Origin of the sequence: Pseudomonas sp. MF6751, assembly GCF_016613265.1 — a bacterium.
Taxonomy (GTDB): domain Bacteria; phylum Pseudomonadota; class Gammaproteobacteria; order Pseudomonadales; family Pseudomonadaceae; genus Aquipseudomonas; species Aquipseudomonas fluorescens_BV.
The window spans coordinates 20,043-37,241 of sequence record NZ_JAENSV010000006.1; the positions used below are offsets into that span (position 1 = coordinate 20,043).

13 protein-coding genes and 1 tRNA gene are annotated in these 17,199 nt (G+C 60.1%); 11 read left to right on the plus strand and 3 right to left on the minus strand.

All coding sequences use genetic code 11. From position 1 onward, the window contains the following. Positions 1-19 precede the first annotated feature (19 nt). A complete protein-coding gene (gene folK / locus JJD66_RS07325; RefSeq protein ID WP_198714394.1) occupies positions 20-538 on the minus strand; it encodes a 2-amino-4-hydroxy-6-hydroxymethyldihydropteridine diphosphokinase in 519 nt (172 codons plus the stop codon). Further along, positions 529-882: a dihydroneopterin aldolase gene (gene folB / locus JJD66_RS07330; RefSeq protein WP_032895029.1), complete on the minus strand. Its 354-nt coding sequence runs from the start codon at positions 880-882 to the stop codon at positions 529-531. Before folB ends, folK begins: the two co-directional genes overlap by 10 nt. A gap of 74 nt (positions 883-956) precedes the next feature. Here folB and plsY point away from each other — a divergent pair, with 74 nt between their 5' ends. Further along, positions 957-1,526, plus strand: coding sequence for a glycerol-3-phosphate 1-O-acyltransferase PlsY (gene plsY, locus JJD66_RS07335; protein ID WP_105228750.1), 570 nt, complete (start codon positions 957-959; stop codon positions 1,524-1,526). 31 nt (positions 1,527-1,557) lie between these two features. Here plsY and tsaD read toward each other — a convergent pair whose 3' ends face one another. Then, entirely contained in the window at positions 1,558-2,583 is a 1,026-nt protein-coding gene (gene tsaD / locus JJD66_RS07340; protein WP_003194748.1) for a tRNA (adenosine(37)-N6)-threonylcarbamoyltransferase complex transferase subunit TsaD, read from the minus strand. A gap of 203 nt (positions 2,584-2,786) precedes the next feature. On the opposite strand from tsaD, the gene rpsU reads away from it, so the two are divergent. From rpsU to pqqA, 10 genes are all read left to right on the plus strand, one after another. Further along, positions 2,787-3,002 (plus strand): 30S ribosomal protein S21, encoded by a 216-nt coding sequence (gene rpsU, locus JJD66_RS07345; protein ID WP_002551877.1) that lies wholly within the window; start codon positions 2,787-2,789, stop codon positions 3,000-3,002. Positions 3,003-3,444: 442 nt separating this feature from the next. Next, the gene (dnaG, locus tag JJD66_RS07350) at positions 3,445-5,415 is read left to right on the plus strand and encodes a DNA primase (protein ID WP_105228751.1); all 1,971 of its coding nucleotides are present in this window, start codon (positions 3,445-3,447) and stop codon (positions 5,413-5,415) included. A gap of 67 nt (positions 5,416-5,482) precedes the next feature. Continuing rightward, positions 5,483-7,330 carry an RNA polymerase sigma factor RpoD gene (rpoD, locus tag JJD66_RS07355; RefSeq protein WP_105228752.1) on the plus strand — a complete coding sequence of 616 codons (1,848 nt, stop codon included), beginning with the start codon at positions 5,483-5,485 and terminating at the stop codon, positions 7,328-7,330. A 134-nt stretch (positions 7,331-7,464) separates the two neighbouring features. After that, complete coding sequence (locus tag JJD66_RS07360; protein WP_200647886.1) at positions 7,465-11,208, plus strand: bifunctional diguanylate cyclase/phosphodiesterase; 3,744 nt, start codon at positions 7,465-7,467, stop codon at positions 11,206-11,208. 15 nt (positions 11,209-11,223) lie between these two features. Next, positions 11,224-11,300 (plus strand) — tRNA-Ile (locus tag JJD66_RS07365). Positions 11,301-11,412: 112 nt separating this feature from the next. Next, positions 11,413-11,859, plus strand: coding sequence for an Lrp/AsnC family transcriptional regulator (locus JJD66_RS07370; protein WP_003194755.1), 447 nt, complete (start codon positions 11,413-11,415; stop codon positions 11,857-11,859). Between the two features lie 147 nt (positions 11,860-12,006). Further along, on the plus strand, positions 12,007-13,710 hold the full coding sequence (locus tag JJD66_RS07375) for a flavin monoamine oxidase family protein (RefSeq protein WP_198714396.1): 1,704 nt from the start codon (positions 12,007-12,009) through the stop codon (positions 13,708-13,710). 10 nt (positions 13,711-13,720) lie between these two features. Beyond that, the gene (locus JJD66_RS07380; RefSeq protein ID WP_200647887.1) at positions 13,721-14,515 is read left to right on the plus strand and encodes a carbon-nitrogen hydrolase family protein; all 795 of its coding nucleotides are present in this window, start codon (positions 13,721-13,723) and stop codon (positions 14,513-14,515) included. Positions 14,516-14,563: 48 nt separating this feature from the next. Continuing rightward, entirely contained in the window at positions 14,564-16,945 is a 2,382-nt protein-coding gene (pqqF, locus tag JJD66_RS07385; RefSeq protein WP_200647888.1) for a pyrroloquinoline quinone biosynthesis protein PqqF, read from the plus strand. A 158-nt stretch (positions 16,946-17,103) separates the two neighbouring features. Beyond that, positions 17,104-17,178: a pyrroloquinoline quinone precursor peptide PqqA gene (pqqA, locus tag JJD66_RS07390; protein WP_003194766.1), complete on the plus strand. Its 75-nt coding sequence runs from the start codon at positions 17,104-17,106 to the stop codon at positions 17,176-17,178. Positions 17,179-17,199: the final 21 nt, after the last annotated feature.

Consider the following 17,199-nt stretch of genomic DNA (forward strand, 5'->3'; position numbering starts at 1 on the left):
GCCACAACAAGCTCGGCGCCTACAAAAGAGTTCGTGGCGTGAGTGGCTGACCCTGCCATTCGAACGCAACAGGTGCCAATACCTGATCAATCTGCGCGTCGCGCCATAATTCGGCCATTGTCTTGCCCGCCTCAGGGTGCATACGGTCCGGCGCCATCATCGACAGCGGCCACAACACAAAGGCGTTTTTCAGGATTTCGGCTCGCGGCAAGATCAATCCATCGAAATTGCCCACCAGATCGCCATACAACAACACATCGATATCCAGCGGCAGGCCTTTGCGGTCTGGCGCGTAGCGGCCATTGTCAGCCTCGATGGATTTCAAGCGGCGATCCAACTCCATCAGCGGCAGGTCGGTATAAGCCGACACCACCAGATTGAAAAACGGCCCACTTTTGATCCCCACCGGCTGGCTTTCGAACACCGCCGAACAGCGCATATCCGTCAAGAAACCCGCCAACGCATCCAAGCCGGCACATAGACGAGCCTCGCGGTCGATATTGCTGCCAAGCCCGAGGTAAACCTGAGTCAACGACATCCGCGCTCGATCTCCACGCCCACGCCCTTGGCAGCCGGTACCGCGCCGGGCTTGGTCAACTTGAGGTGCAGCCAGGGAATCTGGAATTCACTCATCAGCACTTCGGCCAGACGCTCGGCAAAGGTTTCCACCAGTTGGTACTGGGACTGCTCGGCAAAGGCCTGGATACGCGCAGACACCCTGGCGTAATCCAGTGCCAGGGTCAGGTCATCACCGGCCGCAGCTGGGCGATTATCCCAGGCGAAACTCAGGTCCAGGCGCAGGCATTGCCGGATTCCGCGCTCCCAGTCGTAAGCCCCAATCACGGTGTCGACTTCCAGGCCTTCGATAAACACTCTGTCCAAGCACTTTTCTCCGCAGCACGACAAGGGCACGATGCCCCGTTAGAATCAGGGCGTCCTCGCCCGGAATAGTTAGCATGTTTTGGTCACTGGCGATTTTCGCCTACCTGCTCGGCTCGCTGTCCTTCGCCATTTTGCTCAGCCGCTTGACGGGAAATCCCGATCCGCGAATGAGTGGCTCAGGCAATGCCGGCGCCACCAATATGTTGCGCCTGGCCGGCAAGAAACTCGCCGTCCTGACCTTGCTGGGCGACGTTTGCAAGGGCCTGCTGCCCGTGCTGATCGCCAGCCTCGTCGGCCTTGGCTTGCAGCAGCAAGCCTGGGTGGGCCTATGTGCCGTCCTGGGCCACCTGTTCCCGTTGTACTTCCGTTTTCGCGGCGGCAAGGGCGTCGCCACAGCGGCCGGCATGCTGCTGGGCATTTACCTGCCTGCGGCGTTACTGGCCATGCTCGCCTGGCTGCTGACGTTCTACCTGACCCGCACCAGCTCGCTGGCCGCGCTGATTGCTACGCCGCTGACCCTGCCGCTGCTGGCCTGGCAGGAACCGCAAGCGCTGTTACCAATGAGCGTGCTGACACTGCTGATCGTCTGGCGCCACCGCGGCAATCTACGCGACCTGTTTGCCGGGCGCGAACGGCATTTTTAAATATCCCGCCTGGACTCGGCGCCCTTGAACCTTACAACGGCGGCAATTGTTCCATCGGCCAGCGCGCCTGCACGCTGATCGCCAGGCTTTCGTGCTGTCCGGCCTGCAAGCGCTGGCAACCGGCATAGGCGATCATTGCGCCGTTGTCAGTGCAGAACTCAGGGCGTGCGTAGAACACATTGCCATTCATGTCGCCGAGCATTTTTTCCAGGGAACTGCGCAACGCCTTGTTGGCGCTGACGCCGCCTGCGATCACCAGCCGCTTCATGCCCGCCTGTTTCAGGGCGCGCTTGCACTTGATGGTCAAAGTCTCCACCACAGCCTGCTGGAACGCCAGCGCGATGTCGCAACGGGCTTGCTGGCCGTCGTCCCCGGCGCTCACGCTCTGCTGCCAGGTGTTCAAGGCAGAGGTTTTCAAGCCGCTGAAACTGAACATCAGGCCAGGACGATCACACATCGGCCGCGGGAAGGTGTAGCGACCGGCAACGCCGTTCTCGGCAAGGCGGGCGATTTCCGGCCCCCCCGGATAATTAAGTCCCATCATCTTCGCGGTTTTGTCGAACGCTTCACCGGCGGCATCGTCCAGCGACTCGCCCAACAGTGTGTATTGGCCGATCCCGTCCACCTGAACCAGCTGCGTATGCCCCCCCGAAACCAACAAAGCGACGAACGGGAACTCCGGCGGTGTTTTTTCCAGCATGGGCGCCAATAAATGGCCTTCCATATGGTGCACACCAAGGGCAGGAATGCCCCAGGCAAACGCCAACGCCTGGGCACAAGAGGCCCCAACCAGCAGGGCTCCGACCAATCCGGGGCCGGCGGTGTAAGCGATGGCATCGATCTCGGTTGCCACACAGCCGGCCTCATCCAGCACCTGGCGGATCAGCGGCAGCATGCGCTTGACGTGATCGCGGCTGGCAAGCTCCGGCACCACGCCACCATAGGCGCGATGCAGGTCGATCTGACTGAACAGTGCATCGGCCAAAAGCCCGCGTTCACTGTCGTATAGTGCGACTCCGGTTTCGTCGCAGGAGGTTTCAAGTCCCAGTACTAGCATGGGTTTGCGCCTTGTAGAGGCTGAATTCGAAGGCGCGCATAATAGTCGCCACTCCCCCTCCCGACTAGCGGTTTTCGATCAGAGGCTTTGCATTCCGGGCAATGAGGGGTTAACATCCGCAACCCTTAAAAACCGACGACCTCAGCCGCGAATTTTTTGCGACGAGAACGTTGATTCCCGGTAATGAAAGAAGGTAGCTCTGGATGCCAGCCGTCAAAGTAAAAGAGAACGAACCCTTCGACGTAGCTCTGCGTCGTTTCAAGCGCTCCTGCGAAAAAGCCGGTGTTCTGGCTGAAGTTCGTAGCCGCGAATTTTATGAGAAGCCAACTTCTGAGCGTAAGCGCAAAGCAGCAGCCGCTGTTAAGCGTCACGCTAAGAAAGTTCAGCGCGAACAGCGCCGCGCCGTTCGTCTGTACTAATACACAGACGTTCGTAGCAAGCTTCTGCCAAGCCCGGCCCTCAGCCGGGCTGTTGGCATTTGCGGATATCGCTTGATGCTTCACCGTCGACGCCGCACATGCGACCGAGACACTGCTTCACACGTCAGGGCTGGCTCTTTTGCCAGCGGTGCACGTCTCTTCTGACGAGCCTAACAAGGCTACTGACGAGCACACCTATTCTTCAAACAGACGATCAACTGTATCGGCTGTGCCCATCGATGCGTTTCCGAGGCTGCCATTGGCCAAGACCGGACGCCCGGGCAACATTTCCATGCCGAAGACTGATCAGAAACTACCCTCAGTGAATATTCGGCAGATACACTTCCTGATGACCCATGCAGACGATGATGATCGAGCCCCCTATACGTGCGCTTGAACACCTCACGGGTCCTCATTTACACGCAGTGATGACGAGAACGCCATGGCCGGGCTGATTCCCCAGAGCTTTATTGACGACCTTCTGAACCGCACCGACATCGTCGATGTTGTCAGCTCACGCGTACAACTGAAAAAAGCCGGCAAAAACTACACCGCCTGCTGCCCGTTCCATAAAGAAAAAACCCCATCCTTCAGCGTCAGCCCCGACAAGCAGTTCTATTACTGCTTCGGTTGCGGGGCGGGCGGGAATGCCCTCGGCTTCCTGATGGACCACGACAACCTGGACTTTCCCCAGGCTGTCGAGGACCTGGCGAAAGCCGCCGGCATGGAAGTGCCCCGCGAAGAAAGTGGCCGGCCGCACAAACCGCGGCAACCCACCGATTCGCCGCTGTATCCGCTGCTCACCGCTGCTGCCGACTTTTACCGCCAGGCACTCAAGAGCCATCCGCAGCGCAAGGCCGCTGTCGATTACCTTAAAGGGCGCGGCCTCACCGGCGAAATCGCTCGGGACTTCGGCCTCGGCTTCGCTCCGCCGGGCTGGGACAATCTGTATAAACACCTGAGCAGCGACACCCTCCAGCAAAAGGCCATGATCGATGCCGGCCTGCTGGTGGAAAACGCCGAGACCGGCAAGCGCTATGACCGCTTCCGCGACCGGGTGATGTTCCCGATCCGCGACAGCCGTGGCCGCATCATCGCCTTCGGCGGCCGTGTACTCGGGGACGACAAGCCCAAGTACCTGAACTCTCCGGAGACCCCGGTGTTCCACAAGGGCCAGGAACTCTACGGCCTGTTCGAGGCGCGCAAGAACAACCGCAACCTCGACGAGATCATCGTGGTTGAAGGCTATATGGACGTGATCGCCCTGGCCCAACAAGGCTTGCGCAACGCGGTCGCGACCCTCGGCACCGCCACCAGCGAAGAACATTTGAAGCGCCTGTTCCGCGTCGTGCCCAGCGTGCTGTTTTGCTTCGACGGCGACCAGGCGGGCCGCAACGCCGCCTGGCGCGCGCTCGAAGCCACGCTGTCGAGCCTGCAGGATGGGCGCCGCGCACGCTTCCTGTTCCTGCCCGAAGGCGAAGACCCAGACACCCTGGTGCGTTCGGAAGGTACCGACGCGTTCCGTGCACGTATCAATCAACATGCGCAGCCGCTGGCGGATTATTTTTTCCAGCAACTGACCGAAGAAGCCGACCCGCGCTCCCTCGAGGGCAAGGCCCATATGGCCACCCTCGCGGCGCCGCTGATCGACAAAGTCCCGGGCGCTAATTTGCGCACGCTGATGCGTCAGCGCCTGCTGGAGATCACCGGTTTAAGCGGTGAAGCCGTAAGCCAGCTGGTGCACAGCGCCCCGCAGGATGCACCGCCAGTCTACGACCCCGGCATGGATTACGACGCCATGCCGGACTATGCCGACTTCCACCAACCTCAGGAGGCCTTCGCCCCCCAACAGGAATGGACGCCGAAGAAGCCCGGCGCCGGCGGCAAGAAGTGGGACAAAAAGCCCTGGAGCAAAAACGGCAAACGCGGTGATCGCGATGAAGCCTACGCACCACGCACGCCCGTAGCGGTGGAAGCCCCCACATTGATTGCACTGCGCACACTGATTCACCACCCGCAATTGGCCGGCAAGGTTGAAAGTGCCGACCACTTTGCCAACGAGAGCAATACCTATGCTCAGGTGCTTATCGCACTGATCGAAGCCGTGCAGAAAAACCCTAAGCTAAACTCAATCCAGTTGATGGCTCGCTGGCATGGCACGGAACAGGGCCGTTTATTGCGGGCACTGGCGGAAAAGGAGTGGCTAATTGACGGCGACAACCTTGAACAACAGTTTTTAGACACCATTAATAGGTTATCCGCGGGTCAACACACTCAGACCCTCGATGAACTTATCAAGAGAGCAAGGCAGCCGGGATTATCGGCTGAAGAGCAGATTCAGATAGCAAAACAGATGCGCGACCTCTTAAAACAGAATGTTTACGCATCAAACCCGACCTCAGCTGGCGTGTGAGGTCATAGCTCGGGTATAATCCTCGGCTTGTTTTTTGCCCGCCAAGACCTTCAGTGGATAGGGTGTTATGTCCGGAAAAGCGCAACAGCAGTCTCGTATCAAAGAGTTGATACTTCTCGGTCGTGAGCAGGGTTACCTGACTTACGCGGAGGTCAACGACCACCTGCCTGAGGATATTTCAGATCCTGAGCAGGTGGAAGACATCATCCGCATGATTAACGACATGGGGATCAACGTATTCGAAACTGCGCCAGATAAGGATTCCCTTATGCTGGCCGACGCCGATACCGACGAAGCCGCCGCTGAAGAAGCTGCCGCCGCGTTGGCTGCGGTGGAGACCGATATCGGTCGCACGACAGACCCTGTGCGCATGTACATGCGCGAAATGGGTACCGTCGAGCTGCTGACACGCGAAGGCGAGATCGAAATCGCCAAGCGTATCGAAGAGGGTATCCGTGAAGTGATGGGCGCCATTGCGCACTTCCCTGGCACGGTTGACCACATTCTCGCCGAGTACACCCGCGTCACCACCGAAGGTGGCCGCCTGTCCGACGTCCTGAGCGGTTATATCGACCCGGACGACGGCATTGCGCCGCCTGCCGCCGAAGTACCGCCGCCTGTTGATGCGAAAGCCGCAAAAGCGGACGACGACTCCGACGACGACGAAGCTGAAAGCAGCGACGACGAAGAAGAAGCCGAAAGCGGTCCAGACCCGGTCATCGCGGCCCAACGCTTCGGTGCGGTTTCCGATCAAATGGAAATCACCCGCAAGGCCCTGAAGAAGCACGGTCGCGGCAACAAGCAGGCAATTGCCGAGCTGGTGGCCCTGGCTGAGCTGTTCATGCCGATCAAGCTGGTGCCCAAGCAATTCGAAGGCCTGGTTGAGCGTGTTCGCAGTGCTCTTGAGCGTCTGCGTGCCCAAGAGCGTGCGATCATGCAGCTCTGTGTGCGTGATGCGCGCATGCCGCGTACCGATTTCCTGCGCCAGTTCCCGGGCAACGAAGTTGACGAAAGCTGGAGCGACGCACTGGCCAAGGGCAAGGCGAAATACGCCGAAGCCATCGGTCGCCTGCAGCCCGATATCATCCGTTGCCAGCAGAAACTGACCGCGCTTGAGACCGAAACCGGCCTGACGATTGCAGAAATCAAAGACATCAACCGTCGCATGTCGATCGGTGAGGCCAAGGCCCGCCGCGCGAAAAAAGAGATGGTTGAAGCGAACTTGCGTCTGGTGATCTCCATCGCCAAGAAGTACACCAACCGTGGCCTGCAATTCCTTGATCTGATCCAGGAAGGCAACATCGGTTTGATGAAGGCGGTGGACAAGTTCGAATACCGTCGCGGCTACAAGTTCTCGACTTATGCCACCTGGTGGATCCGTCAGGCGATCACTCGCTCGATCGCCGACCAGGCCCGCACCATCCGTATCCCGGTGCACATGATCGAGACCATCAACAAGCTCAACCGCATTTCCCGGCAGATGTTGCAGGAAATGGGTCGCGAACCGACCCCGGAAGAGCTGGGCGAACGCATGGAAATGCCTGAGGATAAAATCCGCAAGGTACTGAAGATCGCCAAAGAGCCGATCTCCATGGAAACGCCGATTGGTGATGACGAAGACTCCCATTTGGGCGACTTCATCGAAGACTCGACCATGCAGTCGCCAATCGATGTAGCCACTGTTGAGAGCTTGAAAGAAGCGACTCGCGACGTACTGTCCGGCCTCACTGCCCGTGAAGCCAAGGTACTGCGCATGCGTTTCGGCATCGACATGAATACCGACCACACCCTTGAGGAAGTCGGTAAGCAGTTTGACGTGACCCGTGAGCGGATCCGTCAGATCGAAGCCAAGGCGCTGCGCAAGTTGCGCCACCCGACGCGAAGCGAGCATCTGCGCTCCTTCCTCGACGAGTGATACCAGACCCCCCGGCCCAGGCCGGGGGTTTTGCTTTCTACCGATTGCTTTGACAGATTAACTGCCCCGCACCACCCCACCCTCGCAATGCCCGTCTACACTCGAGACATTCCCCGTGCCATAACGAGACCGTTATGCCCAGATTGCCGACCGTGATACTGCTGTCGCTGCTGACCTGGACCGCAACGGCTGGCGCGTTGACTCTTACGGATGATGAGCGTAGCTGGTTGGCGGACCATCAGGAGCTGCGCCTAGGCGTGGATGCGTCTTGGCCACCTTTTGAATATCGCGATGAAAATGGACGATATCAGGGCTTGGCAGCCGATTACGTACGCCTGCTCCAGGACCGCCTGGGTGTGCGAATCAAACTGATCGAACCAGTTAACTGGACCGCGGTGCTTGAACAAGCCCGCAATAATCAGCTCGACCTGCTGCCGGGCATCATGTCCACCCCCGAGCGCCAAAACTTCCTGGCCTTCACACGCCCTTATCTCGACTTTCCCATCGTCATCCTGGCCCATGAAGGCGGCGCGAAACCACGCAGCCTCAAGGATTTGTATGGGCTGAAAATTGCCGTGGTGGAGAACTACGCACCCCATGAACTGCTGCGTACCCACCATCCGGACCTGAATCTGGTCGCCCTACCCAACGTCAGTTCGACGCTGCAAGCCCTGGCCACCGATGAAGTGGATGCTGTCGTCGGCGACCTCGCCTCCAGCGTCTGGAGCCTGCGCCAACTCAAGCTCGACGGCCTGTACGTCAGCGGCGAAACGCCCTACCGCTACCAACTGGCGATGGGCGTGCCGCGGGATGAGAAAATCCTGGTGGGCATCCTGGACAAAGTCCTCGCCGATCTCAGTTCAGCCGAAACTGATGCGATCCAGCAACACTGGGTCGGCAGCTTCACCGATCACCGCACCTTCTGGGCTGACCTGCTCACGTACGGCCTGCCAGCGGTGCTGTTGTTGAGTACGGTGCTGGCGATCGTCATTCGGATCAATCGCCGGCTCAGCTCGGAAATTTCCCGTCGGGTCGCCCTTGAGCAAGAACTGCGAAGCAGCGAGTACCACTATCGAGGCTTGGTGGAGAGCTTGTCCGCCATTGCCTGGGAAGCAAGCATCAGCGATTTCACCTACAGCTATGTGTCGCCCCATGCCGAAGACCTGCTCGGCTATCCCCGCGCCCATTGGCTGATTCCAGGCTTCTGGCGCAACATCATCCATCCCGCTGACCTGACCCGCGCCGAGGCCTATTGCTATCGGGAAACTCGTGCCAACCGTGATCACAGTATTGATTACCGGGTCATCACCGCCGATGGCCGCTGCCTGTGGGTACGTGACATTGTCAGCCTGATCGAACACGGCCACGAGCCAGTGCTGCGCGGCCTGATGATCGACATCAGCGAAGCCAAGCGCACCGAGGAAGCCCTGCAACTGTCCGAGCAGAAATTTGCCTCGGTGTTTCAGCAGTGTCCGGACATCCTGGTGATTGCTCGGTTGTCTGATGGTTGTTTGCTGGAGGTCAACAAGGCATTCGAGGACCAGATTGGCCTGAGCTTTGATGAGGTCGTGGGCAAAACCGCCTCAGATCTGAATATATGGGGCATTCAGGGCGTCGGTCCGGATTTGCTGCAGCGGGTACAGACCACCAGTATCCGTAACCTGGAAATGTCCTTTCTGCGCAGCAATGGCCAGGCCTTTACCGGGCTGATCTCAGCCGAGCCATTCCAACTCGACACCACCGAAGCCTTGGTGGTGGTGGTGCGGGACATCACTCAGCTGAAGGAAACCCAACAGCGACTGCAAACCTCCGAAGAAAAGTTTGCCAAAGCCTTCCATGCCTCCCCAGATGGCTTACTGCTAAGCCGCCAGAGCGACGGCCTGCTGATCGAAGTTAACGAGGGTTTCAGCCACCTGACCGGCTTCACCAGCGCCTCTTCACTCGACCAATCAGCCTTGGACCTGGGCATCTGGGTCGACCTCAACGAACGCAAGCACATGCTGGAATTGATGCAGCGCGACGGTTTTGTCCGCGATTTCATCTGCCATATCCGTCGTGCCGACGGCCAGATTCGCCTGTGCGAAGTGTCCAGCCGCCCACTGCCGATTGGCGACGAAGACTGCATGCTGACCATCGCCCGGGACATCACCGAACGCCAGTTGATGCAGGAAAAACTGCAGCAGGCCGCCACGGTGTTCGAAAGCACCGCCGAAGGCGTCTTGATCACCGACACACGGCAGAACATCAGCGCCGTCAACCGCGCCTTCACGGAGATAACCGGCTACAGCGAGGTTGAAGCCCTTGGCCATACCCCGCGCTTGCTCGCCTCCGGCCTGCACGACAGCGCGTTCTATGCGGCAATGTGGCACCAGTTGACGACCCATGGCCACTGGCAAGGAGAGATCTCCAACCGCCGCAAGAACGGCGAGGTGTATCCGAGCTGGCTGACCATCAGCGCTGTGCGTAACCGCGAGCAATTGGTCACGCACTTCGTTGCTGTGTTTGCCGACATCTCCAGCCTCAAGCTGGCCCAGGCCCGCCTGGATTATCAGGCCCACCACGACCCATTGACTGGCCTGCCCAACCGCACCCTGTTTGAAAACCGGCTGCAGGCCGCCCTCAACGGCCAGCAGGAAAGTGGTAAACAGGGCGCGGTGCTGTTTCTCGACCTCGACCGCTTCAAGCACATCAACGACAGCCTCGGCCACCCGGTCGGCGACCTGCTGCTCAAAGACATCGCCGTACGCCTCAAGGAGCAGTTGCGGGACGTGGACACCGTTGCTCGCCTGGGCGGCGATGAATTCATCATCCTGCTGCCCGGCTTGCAACAGGCCAGCGACGCCCAGCACTTGGCGAACAAACTGCTCGACTGTTTTACCCCGCCATTCCAGGCCGGCGAGCATGAGTTCTTTATCAGCGCCAGTATCGGTACCAGTCTGTATCCGCAAGACGGTACCGACGTCGCCACCCTGGTCAAAAATGCCGACGCCGCGATGTATCGCTCCAAAGCCAAGGGGCGCAACCGGGTCGAGCGCTACACCAGCGACCTGACCGCCCAGGCCAATGAACGCGTAGCGCTGGAGCACGAACTGCGCCGCGCCATCGAACGTGAAGAATTGAACCTGTATTACCAACCCAAACGCAGCCTGGTCACCCAACAACTGATCGGTGCCGAAGCCTTGATCCGCTGGCACCACCCGACCTTGGGCGAGGTCCCGCCCGAACACTTTATTGCCCTGGCCGAAGAGAACGGCATGATCCTGCAAATCGGCGACTGGGTACTGGAACAGGCGTGCCGGCAGCTGCACGCCTGGCAAGCGGCTTTCGAGGATTTCGGCCCCCTGTCGGTCAACCTCGCAGGCGCGCAACTGCGTCACCCCAACCTGCTGTCACGCATCGAACAACTGCTGCGCGATTACCGCCTCGAACCTGGCTGCCTGCAGTTGGAGATCACCGAAAACTTCATCATGAGCCAAGCCGAAGAAGCACTGGCGGTGTTGCACCAACTCAAGCGCCTGGGCGTACAGCTGGCGATCGATGATTTCGGCACCGGCTACTCGTCCCTCAGCTACCTCAAACGCCTGCCCCTGGACTTCCTCAAGATCGATCAATCTTTCGTCCGCGGCTTGCCCGACGACCCTCACGATGCAGCCATCGTGCGCGCCATCATCGCCCTGGGCCACAGCATGCAATTCACCATCATCGCCGAAGGCGTGGAGACCCCGGCACAACAAGCATTCCTCGCAAGCGAGGGGTGTGAACAGATGCAAGGCTACATCGTCAGCCTGCCCCTGCCGCCGGAGCTTTTTGCTGCCAGCTTCCTTCGCACGAAGCTGGAGGATTTTTCGGATGGCACAGTGAACAAACCATCGTTATAATCCGCGACCTACTGAGGGCCTATAGCTCAGTTGGTTAGAGCAGGGGACTCATAATCCCTTGGTCGTAGGTTCGAGTCCTACTGGGCCCACCATACTCAAAGCCGCGCATTGCGCGGCTTTTGCGTATCTGGCCGAGTGATTTTGTCCGCAGGGCCAAGCCTGTAACATGCCTGCTCACTGCCCTCCCGCACTGGAGCTCTACCCTTGCCCGCCCTAGACGAAATCGACCGCCAACTGATCGCCGCCCTGCAGCTCAACGCCCGTGAAAGCGTGGCCATGCTCGCCCGGCAGTTGGGCATCGCCCGCACCACCGTCACGTCGCGTCTGGCACGCCTGGAGAAAACCCAGGTCATCACGGGTTACGGCGTGCGCCTGGGCCAGCGCGTTGCGGACGGCGGGTTGCAGGCTTATGTGGGGATTACCGTGCAACCACGCTCCGGCAAAGAGGTGTTGCGCAGGCTGAGCGCCATGGCGCAAGTGCAGCAGTTGTGCGCGGTGAGTGGGGAGTTCGATTACGTGGCTTGGCTGCGCACCGATTCGCCGGAGCAACTGGACCAATTGCTGGACCAGATCGGCAGTGTCGACGGCGTGGAGAAAACCACCACCTCGATCATCCTCAGTAACAAATTGGATCGCGGACAACCAATCTGACCGCTTAACTCGTCACATTGACTAAAACTAGCGCAATTCGACGACATATTGCGCCTTATTAACGCGCGCAACGTTCCCTAAACTGGCTGCCATCTTTTCCTATACTCAACGGGCCCTCCTCCCGCCGAGCCGTCAGTAAGGTCAGCCATGAGCATTCCGTCCAGCACCCTCAGCAAGCCCAATCGCCACCCGGGCGATGGCAAGAAACCCATCACCATCTTCGGCCCGGATTTCCCGTTTGCCTTTGATGACTGGATCGAACACCCCGCCGGGCTGGGCAGTATTCCTGAGGCTAATCACGGCGCCGAAGTGGCGATCGTCGGCGCCGGGATCGCGGGCCTGGTGGCGGCCTACGAGCTGATGAAACTCGGGCTCAAGCCCGTGGTGTATGAAGCCTCGAAGATGGGTGGCCGCTTGCGCTCGCAGGCCTTTGAAGGCGCCGAAGGCATCATCGCCGAGCTGGGCGGCATGCGGTTCCCGGTGTCGTCCACGGCGTTCTACCATTACGTGGACAAGCTGGGACTGGAAACCAAGCCCTTTCCCAACCCGCTGACGCCGGCGTCTGGCAGCACTGTGATCGATCTCGAAGGCCAGACTCACTACGCGCAAAAACTCTCCGATTTACCGGCACTGTTCCAGGAAGTCGCCGATGCCTGGGCCGACGCCCTGGAGGCCGGTTCGCAGTTCGGCGATATCCAGCAGGCAATCCGCGACCGCGACGTGCCACGGCTCAAGGAACTGTGGAACAAGCTCGTGCCGCTGTGGGATGACCGTACCTTCTACGACTTCGTCGCCACCTCCAAAGCCTTCGCCAAATTGTCGTTCCACCACCGCGAGGTGTTTGGCCAGGTCGGTTTCGGCACCGGCGGCTGGGACTCGGACTTCCCCAACTCCATGCTGGAAATCTTCCGCGTGGTGATGACCAACTGCGATGATCATCAACACTTGATCGTCGGCGGCGTGGCACAAGTGCCCATGGGCATCTGGCGCCATGTGCCGGAACGCTGCGCCCACTGGCCGGCCGGCACCAGCCTGAGCTCGTTGCATAGAGGAGCACCACGGGCCGGCGTGAAGCGCATTGCCCACGCCACCGATGGCCGTTTCGCCGTTACCGACAACTATGGCGACACCCGCGAATACGCGGCGGTGCTGACCACATGCCAAAGCTGGCTGCTGACCACCCAGATCGAATGCGACGAAACCCTGTTCTCGCAAAAAATGTGGATGGCCCTGGACCGCACTCGCTACATGCAGTCCTCGAAAACCTTCGTGATGGTTGATCGCCCATTCTGGAAAGACAAAGACCCGCAAACCGGGCGCGACCTGATGAGCATGACCCTCACCGACCGCCTGACCCGTGGCACCTACCTGTTCGATAACGGTGACGACAAGCCGGGGGTGATCTGCCTGTCCTACTCGTGGATGAGCGACGCACTGAAGATGCTGCCCCAGCCTATCGACAAGCGGGTGAAACTGGCCCTCGATGCACTGAAGAAGATCTACCCCAAGGTCGACATCAAGGCGCGCATCATCGGCGACCCGATCACCGTGTCCTGGGAGGCCGACCCGCATTTCCTCGGGGCCTTCAAAGGTGCCTTGCCCGGTCACTATCGTTACAACCAACGGATGTATGCGCACTTCATGCAGAAGGATATGCCTGCCGAACAACGCGGGATCTTCATCGCGGGTGATGATGTATCGTGGACGCCTGCCTGGGTCGAAGGCGCGGTACAAACCTCGCTCAACGCGGTATGGGGCATCATGAACCACTTCGGTGGCAGCACCCACCCGGAGAACCCAGGCCCAGGCGATGTGTTCGATGAAATAGGGCCAATCGCCCTGGCAGAATAAGGAGTTGAGCATGCGTGTCGCCCTGTACCAATGCCCGCCGCTGCCGCTGGATGTGGCCGCCAACCTGCAGCGCCTGCATCAACTGGCCCATGAGGCACACGGCGCCGATGTGCTGGTGCTGCCAGAGATGTTCCTCACCGGCTATAACATTGGCGCCGAAGCCGTTGGCGCACTGGCCGAGGCACAGGATGGGCCATCGGCGCAGGCGATTGCCGAACTGGCGCAAAGTGCCGGGCTGGCGATCCTGTATGGCTACCCGGAACGGGCCGAAGACGGCCAGGTCTACAACGCCGTGCAGTTGATCGATGCCCAGGGCACGCGCCTGTGCAATTACCGCAAGACCCACTTGTTTGGCGATCTTGACCACTCGATGTTCAGCGCCGGCCCCGATGATTTTCCGGTGGTGGAATTGAACGGTTGGAAGGTAGGCATGCTGATTTGCTACGACCTGGAGTTTCCGGAAAACACCCGGCGCCTGGCCCTCGCCGGTGCCGAACTGATTCTGGTGCCCACCGCCAATATGGTGCCGTTCGACTTTGTTGCCGACGTCACCGTGCGGGCGCGAGCCTTTGAAAACCAGTGTTTTGTGGCCTATGCCAACTACTGCGGGCACGAAGGCGAGATTCACTACTGCGGGCAAAGCAGCATTGCCGCGCCGGACGGTCAGCGAATTGCCCAGGCCGGCCTGGATGAAGCCTTGATCGTCGGCACCCTGAATCACCAATCTATTGTCGACGCCCGCGCCGCCAACCACTACTTGCAAGACCGTCGCGCCGAACTCTACGGCGCACTGCACAAGCCCTGACCCATTGGGTTTGCTAGCATAGGCACTTCCCACGCCTCGGAAGTGCCCATGCCTGCGCCGGTTCACCCTCATCCCCTTCACCTGACCCTCGCCAATGGCCTGCGGGTTTGCCTGCGCCATGCGCCACGCTTGAAACGCTGCGCCGCCGTTTTACACGTGGCTGCCGGCAGCCATGACGTGCCATTGGCCTGGCCTGGGCTGGCGCATTTTCTTGAGCACTTGTTGTTTCTCGGTACCGAACGTTTTCCGGCCGGCGAAGGGCTGATGGCCTACGTGCAGCGCCACGGTGGGCAGGTCAACGCCAGCACCCGTGAGCGCACCACCGAGTTCTTCTTTGAACTGCCGGTGCCGGTTTTTGCAGACGGGCTGGCGCGTTTGGCGGATATGCTGGCTCACCCGCGCCTGGCCCTCGACGATCAACAACGTGAACGCGAAGTGCTGGAGGCGGAGTTCATCGCCTGGTCCCGGGATGCCAAGGCTCAACAGCAAGTGGCGCTGCTGCAAGGCTTGGCGGCGGATCATCCCCTGCGCGGTTTTCATGCCGGCAACCGCGACAGCCTGCCGGTGGAAAGCGACGACTTTCAGCATGCCTTGCGAGGGTTCCACGCACGCTTTTATCAAAGCGGGCAGATGACCTTGAGCCTCGCCGGTCCACAATCGCTGGCCGACCTGCAGGCCTTGGCCCAGCAGTTCAGTGACCAACTGACGCCCGGCCCATTGCACCCGCAGGCCGCTCCACCGGCCTTGATGCATGGCCCGGCACGCCGTTATCAGCACGTCGCCGGCCAACACCTGCATCAGGTCATTACCTGTAACGTGCCACGGGAAGCGCTGGCGTTTCTCTGCACCTGGCTCAACGCCTCGGCCCCCGGCGGGTTGCTCGCCGAACTGCAAGCACGACGACTGGCCACCGCGCTGCAGGCGTCCGTGCTGTACCAATTCGCGGATCAAGCCGTGCTGGATATCCACTTTACTCTCGGCAGCGAGCGCGAACCGACCACGCCGATCGAAGAGTTGCTGCACGACTGGCTGAGTTTCTTCGCACACAGCGACTGGACAGCGTTACGCGAAGAGTTCGCCTTGCTCAATGCTCGCCAGCAACAGGTTCAAGGCGCCCTGGCGTTGGCGCGCAACGATGCCCAAGACCTGTCGGAACAAGGCGTCGTAGCCCTCAAGGCCATGCTCGACTCACTGCACCTGCCTACCTCCCGCCGCCCTTGGCAACTGCCGCCCAATAACCCCTTGCTTCGTGCTCCCGCCAAGGAAGAACGCGCTGGCCTGATTCGCGGCCAAACCAGCGCCCACCGTGGCTTGCGTACCTTTGCCCAGGATCGCTCACGGGGCCGACGGGAGCTGTCAGCGTTGACCTTCAGCCAGGCGTTGGCGGATGACACTGGCGAAGGCGCGCTGTACCTGCACTGGCGGTTTGACTCGGCGGTACCCACCGGGCTGGAAAGCCTGTTGCGGCCGTTGCGCGAACAGGCACGGCAGGCGGGCGTCGAGTTGTCTTGCGAAACGATCGCCACTGACTGGCAGGTGAAGATGCACGGCCTCCACGAGCCCATGCCGGCGGTGCTTGAAGCGTTGGCGCGGTGTCTGAGTGACTCGGATGAACCTTTGCCACCGACCGCTCCCGTGCCGATGATCGCCATCCGGGAACTGCTCAAGGCGTTGCCCGCTTGCTGCGCGGGTGTTCAGCCCCAGCCCCAGCCTCAGGAGACGACAGCATCATGGGCTACCGCGCGCTGGCAGGCGCTGGGCGCTGGCCTGCCCCCCGCCTGTGAAGCCGCGATCAAAGCCGCAGCGGCCCGGCTGCCTGGGCAACCGGCAAGCCTGCCTTATACACCTCACGTCCTTGACGGACAAAAGCACTGGCACGCAGTCAGCACCGAATCCAGCGAAGCAGCGCTACTGTTATTTTGCCCAACGCCAACTCAATCCCTCGCCGATGAAGCCAACTGGCGGTTGCTCGGGCACGTGCTCCAGGGGCCGTTCTACCAGCGCTTGAGAGTCGAACTGCAAATCGGCTATGCCGTCTTCAGCGGCATCCGACAGATCAACGGCCAAACCGGCCTGTTGTTTGGGGTGCAGTCGCCCACCCTCTCCCTAGACGGCATCGTCCAACAGTTGCAGGCCTTCCTGGGGCAACTGCCGTCGTTGATCGAGCGCAGTCCCGACTTGGGTAACCAGGCCCTCGCGCAGCAGTTCGCGGCCCAGACGCAGCCCATCAATGAAGCTGCCGACTTGCTCTGGCATGCGCACCTGGCAGGCCATTCGTCGGGTTATCTGGAACAGCTTCAACAGTTGATCCAAGCGTGCACACGCGAGGATATGCAGCGCGCCGCGCAACGACTCAATGACGCCGCAGGCGGCTGGCAATGCGTGGCCAACGGGCCGCGTATCAGCGACGACTGGCAAGCAGCGCCGTGATCATTGCCAACCCTGCAACAGGCTTTCTCCACCGAGACAGCGCTAACTTGAATAAAATTGAGTAACATTGCGCAGCAATATCTGAACATCTCCAATGGGAGGTGGACTATATGTATTACTTGGTAGTGAACGTCCCATCCCTTGATAGGAGTAAGAATATGACCTGGTCCAAACCTGCTTACACTGATCTGCGTATTGGTTTCGAAGTCACCATGTACTTCGCCAGCCGTTAATTGGCTGAGTGACACAACGCC

What these genes read in the sequence shown, in the direction of transcription:
- JJD66_RS07380 (WP_200647887.1), top strand. Translation starts at nt 13,721, where the DNA reads ATGCGTGTCGCCCTGTACCAATGCCCGCCGCTGCCGCTGGATGTGGCC.
- JJD66_RS07360 (WP_200647886.1), top strand. Translation starts at nt 7,465, where the DNA reads ATGCCCAGATTGCCGACCGTGATACTGCTGTCGCTGCTGACCTGGACC.
- folK (WP_198714394.1), bottom strand. Translation starts at nt 538, where the DNA reads ATGTCGTTGACTCAGGTTTACCTCGGGCTTGGCAGCAATATCGACCGC.
- tsaD (WP_003194748.1), bottom strand. Translation starts at nt 2,583, where the DNA reads ATGCTAGTACTGGGACTTGAAACCTCCTGCGACGAAACCGGAGTCGCA.
- rpoD (WP_105228752.1), top strand. Translation starts at nt 5,483, where the DNA reads ATGTCCGGAAAAGCGCAACAGCAGTCTCGTATCAAAGAGTTGATACTT.
- rpsU (WP_002551877.1), top strand. Translation starts at nt 2,787, where the DNA reads ATGCCAGCCGTCAAAGTAAAAGAGAACGAACCCTTCGACGTAGCTCTG.
- dnaG (WP_105228751.1), top strand. Translation starts at nt 3,445, where the DNA reads ATGGCCGGGCTGATTCCCCAGAGCTTTATTGACGACCTTCTGAACCGC.
- plsY (WP_105228750.1), top strand. Translation starts at nt 957, where the DNA reads ATGTTTTGGTCACTGGCGATTTTCGCCTACCTGCTCGGCTCGCTGTCC.
- pqqF (WP_200647888.1), top strand. Translation starts at nt 14,564, where the DNA reads ATGCCTGCGCCGGTTCACCCTCATCCCCTTCACCTGACCCTCGCCAAT.
- JJD66_RS07375 (WP_198714396.1), top strand. Translation starts at nt 12,007, where the DNA reads ATGAGCATTCCGTCCAGCACCCTCAGCAAGCCCAATCGCCACCCGGGC.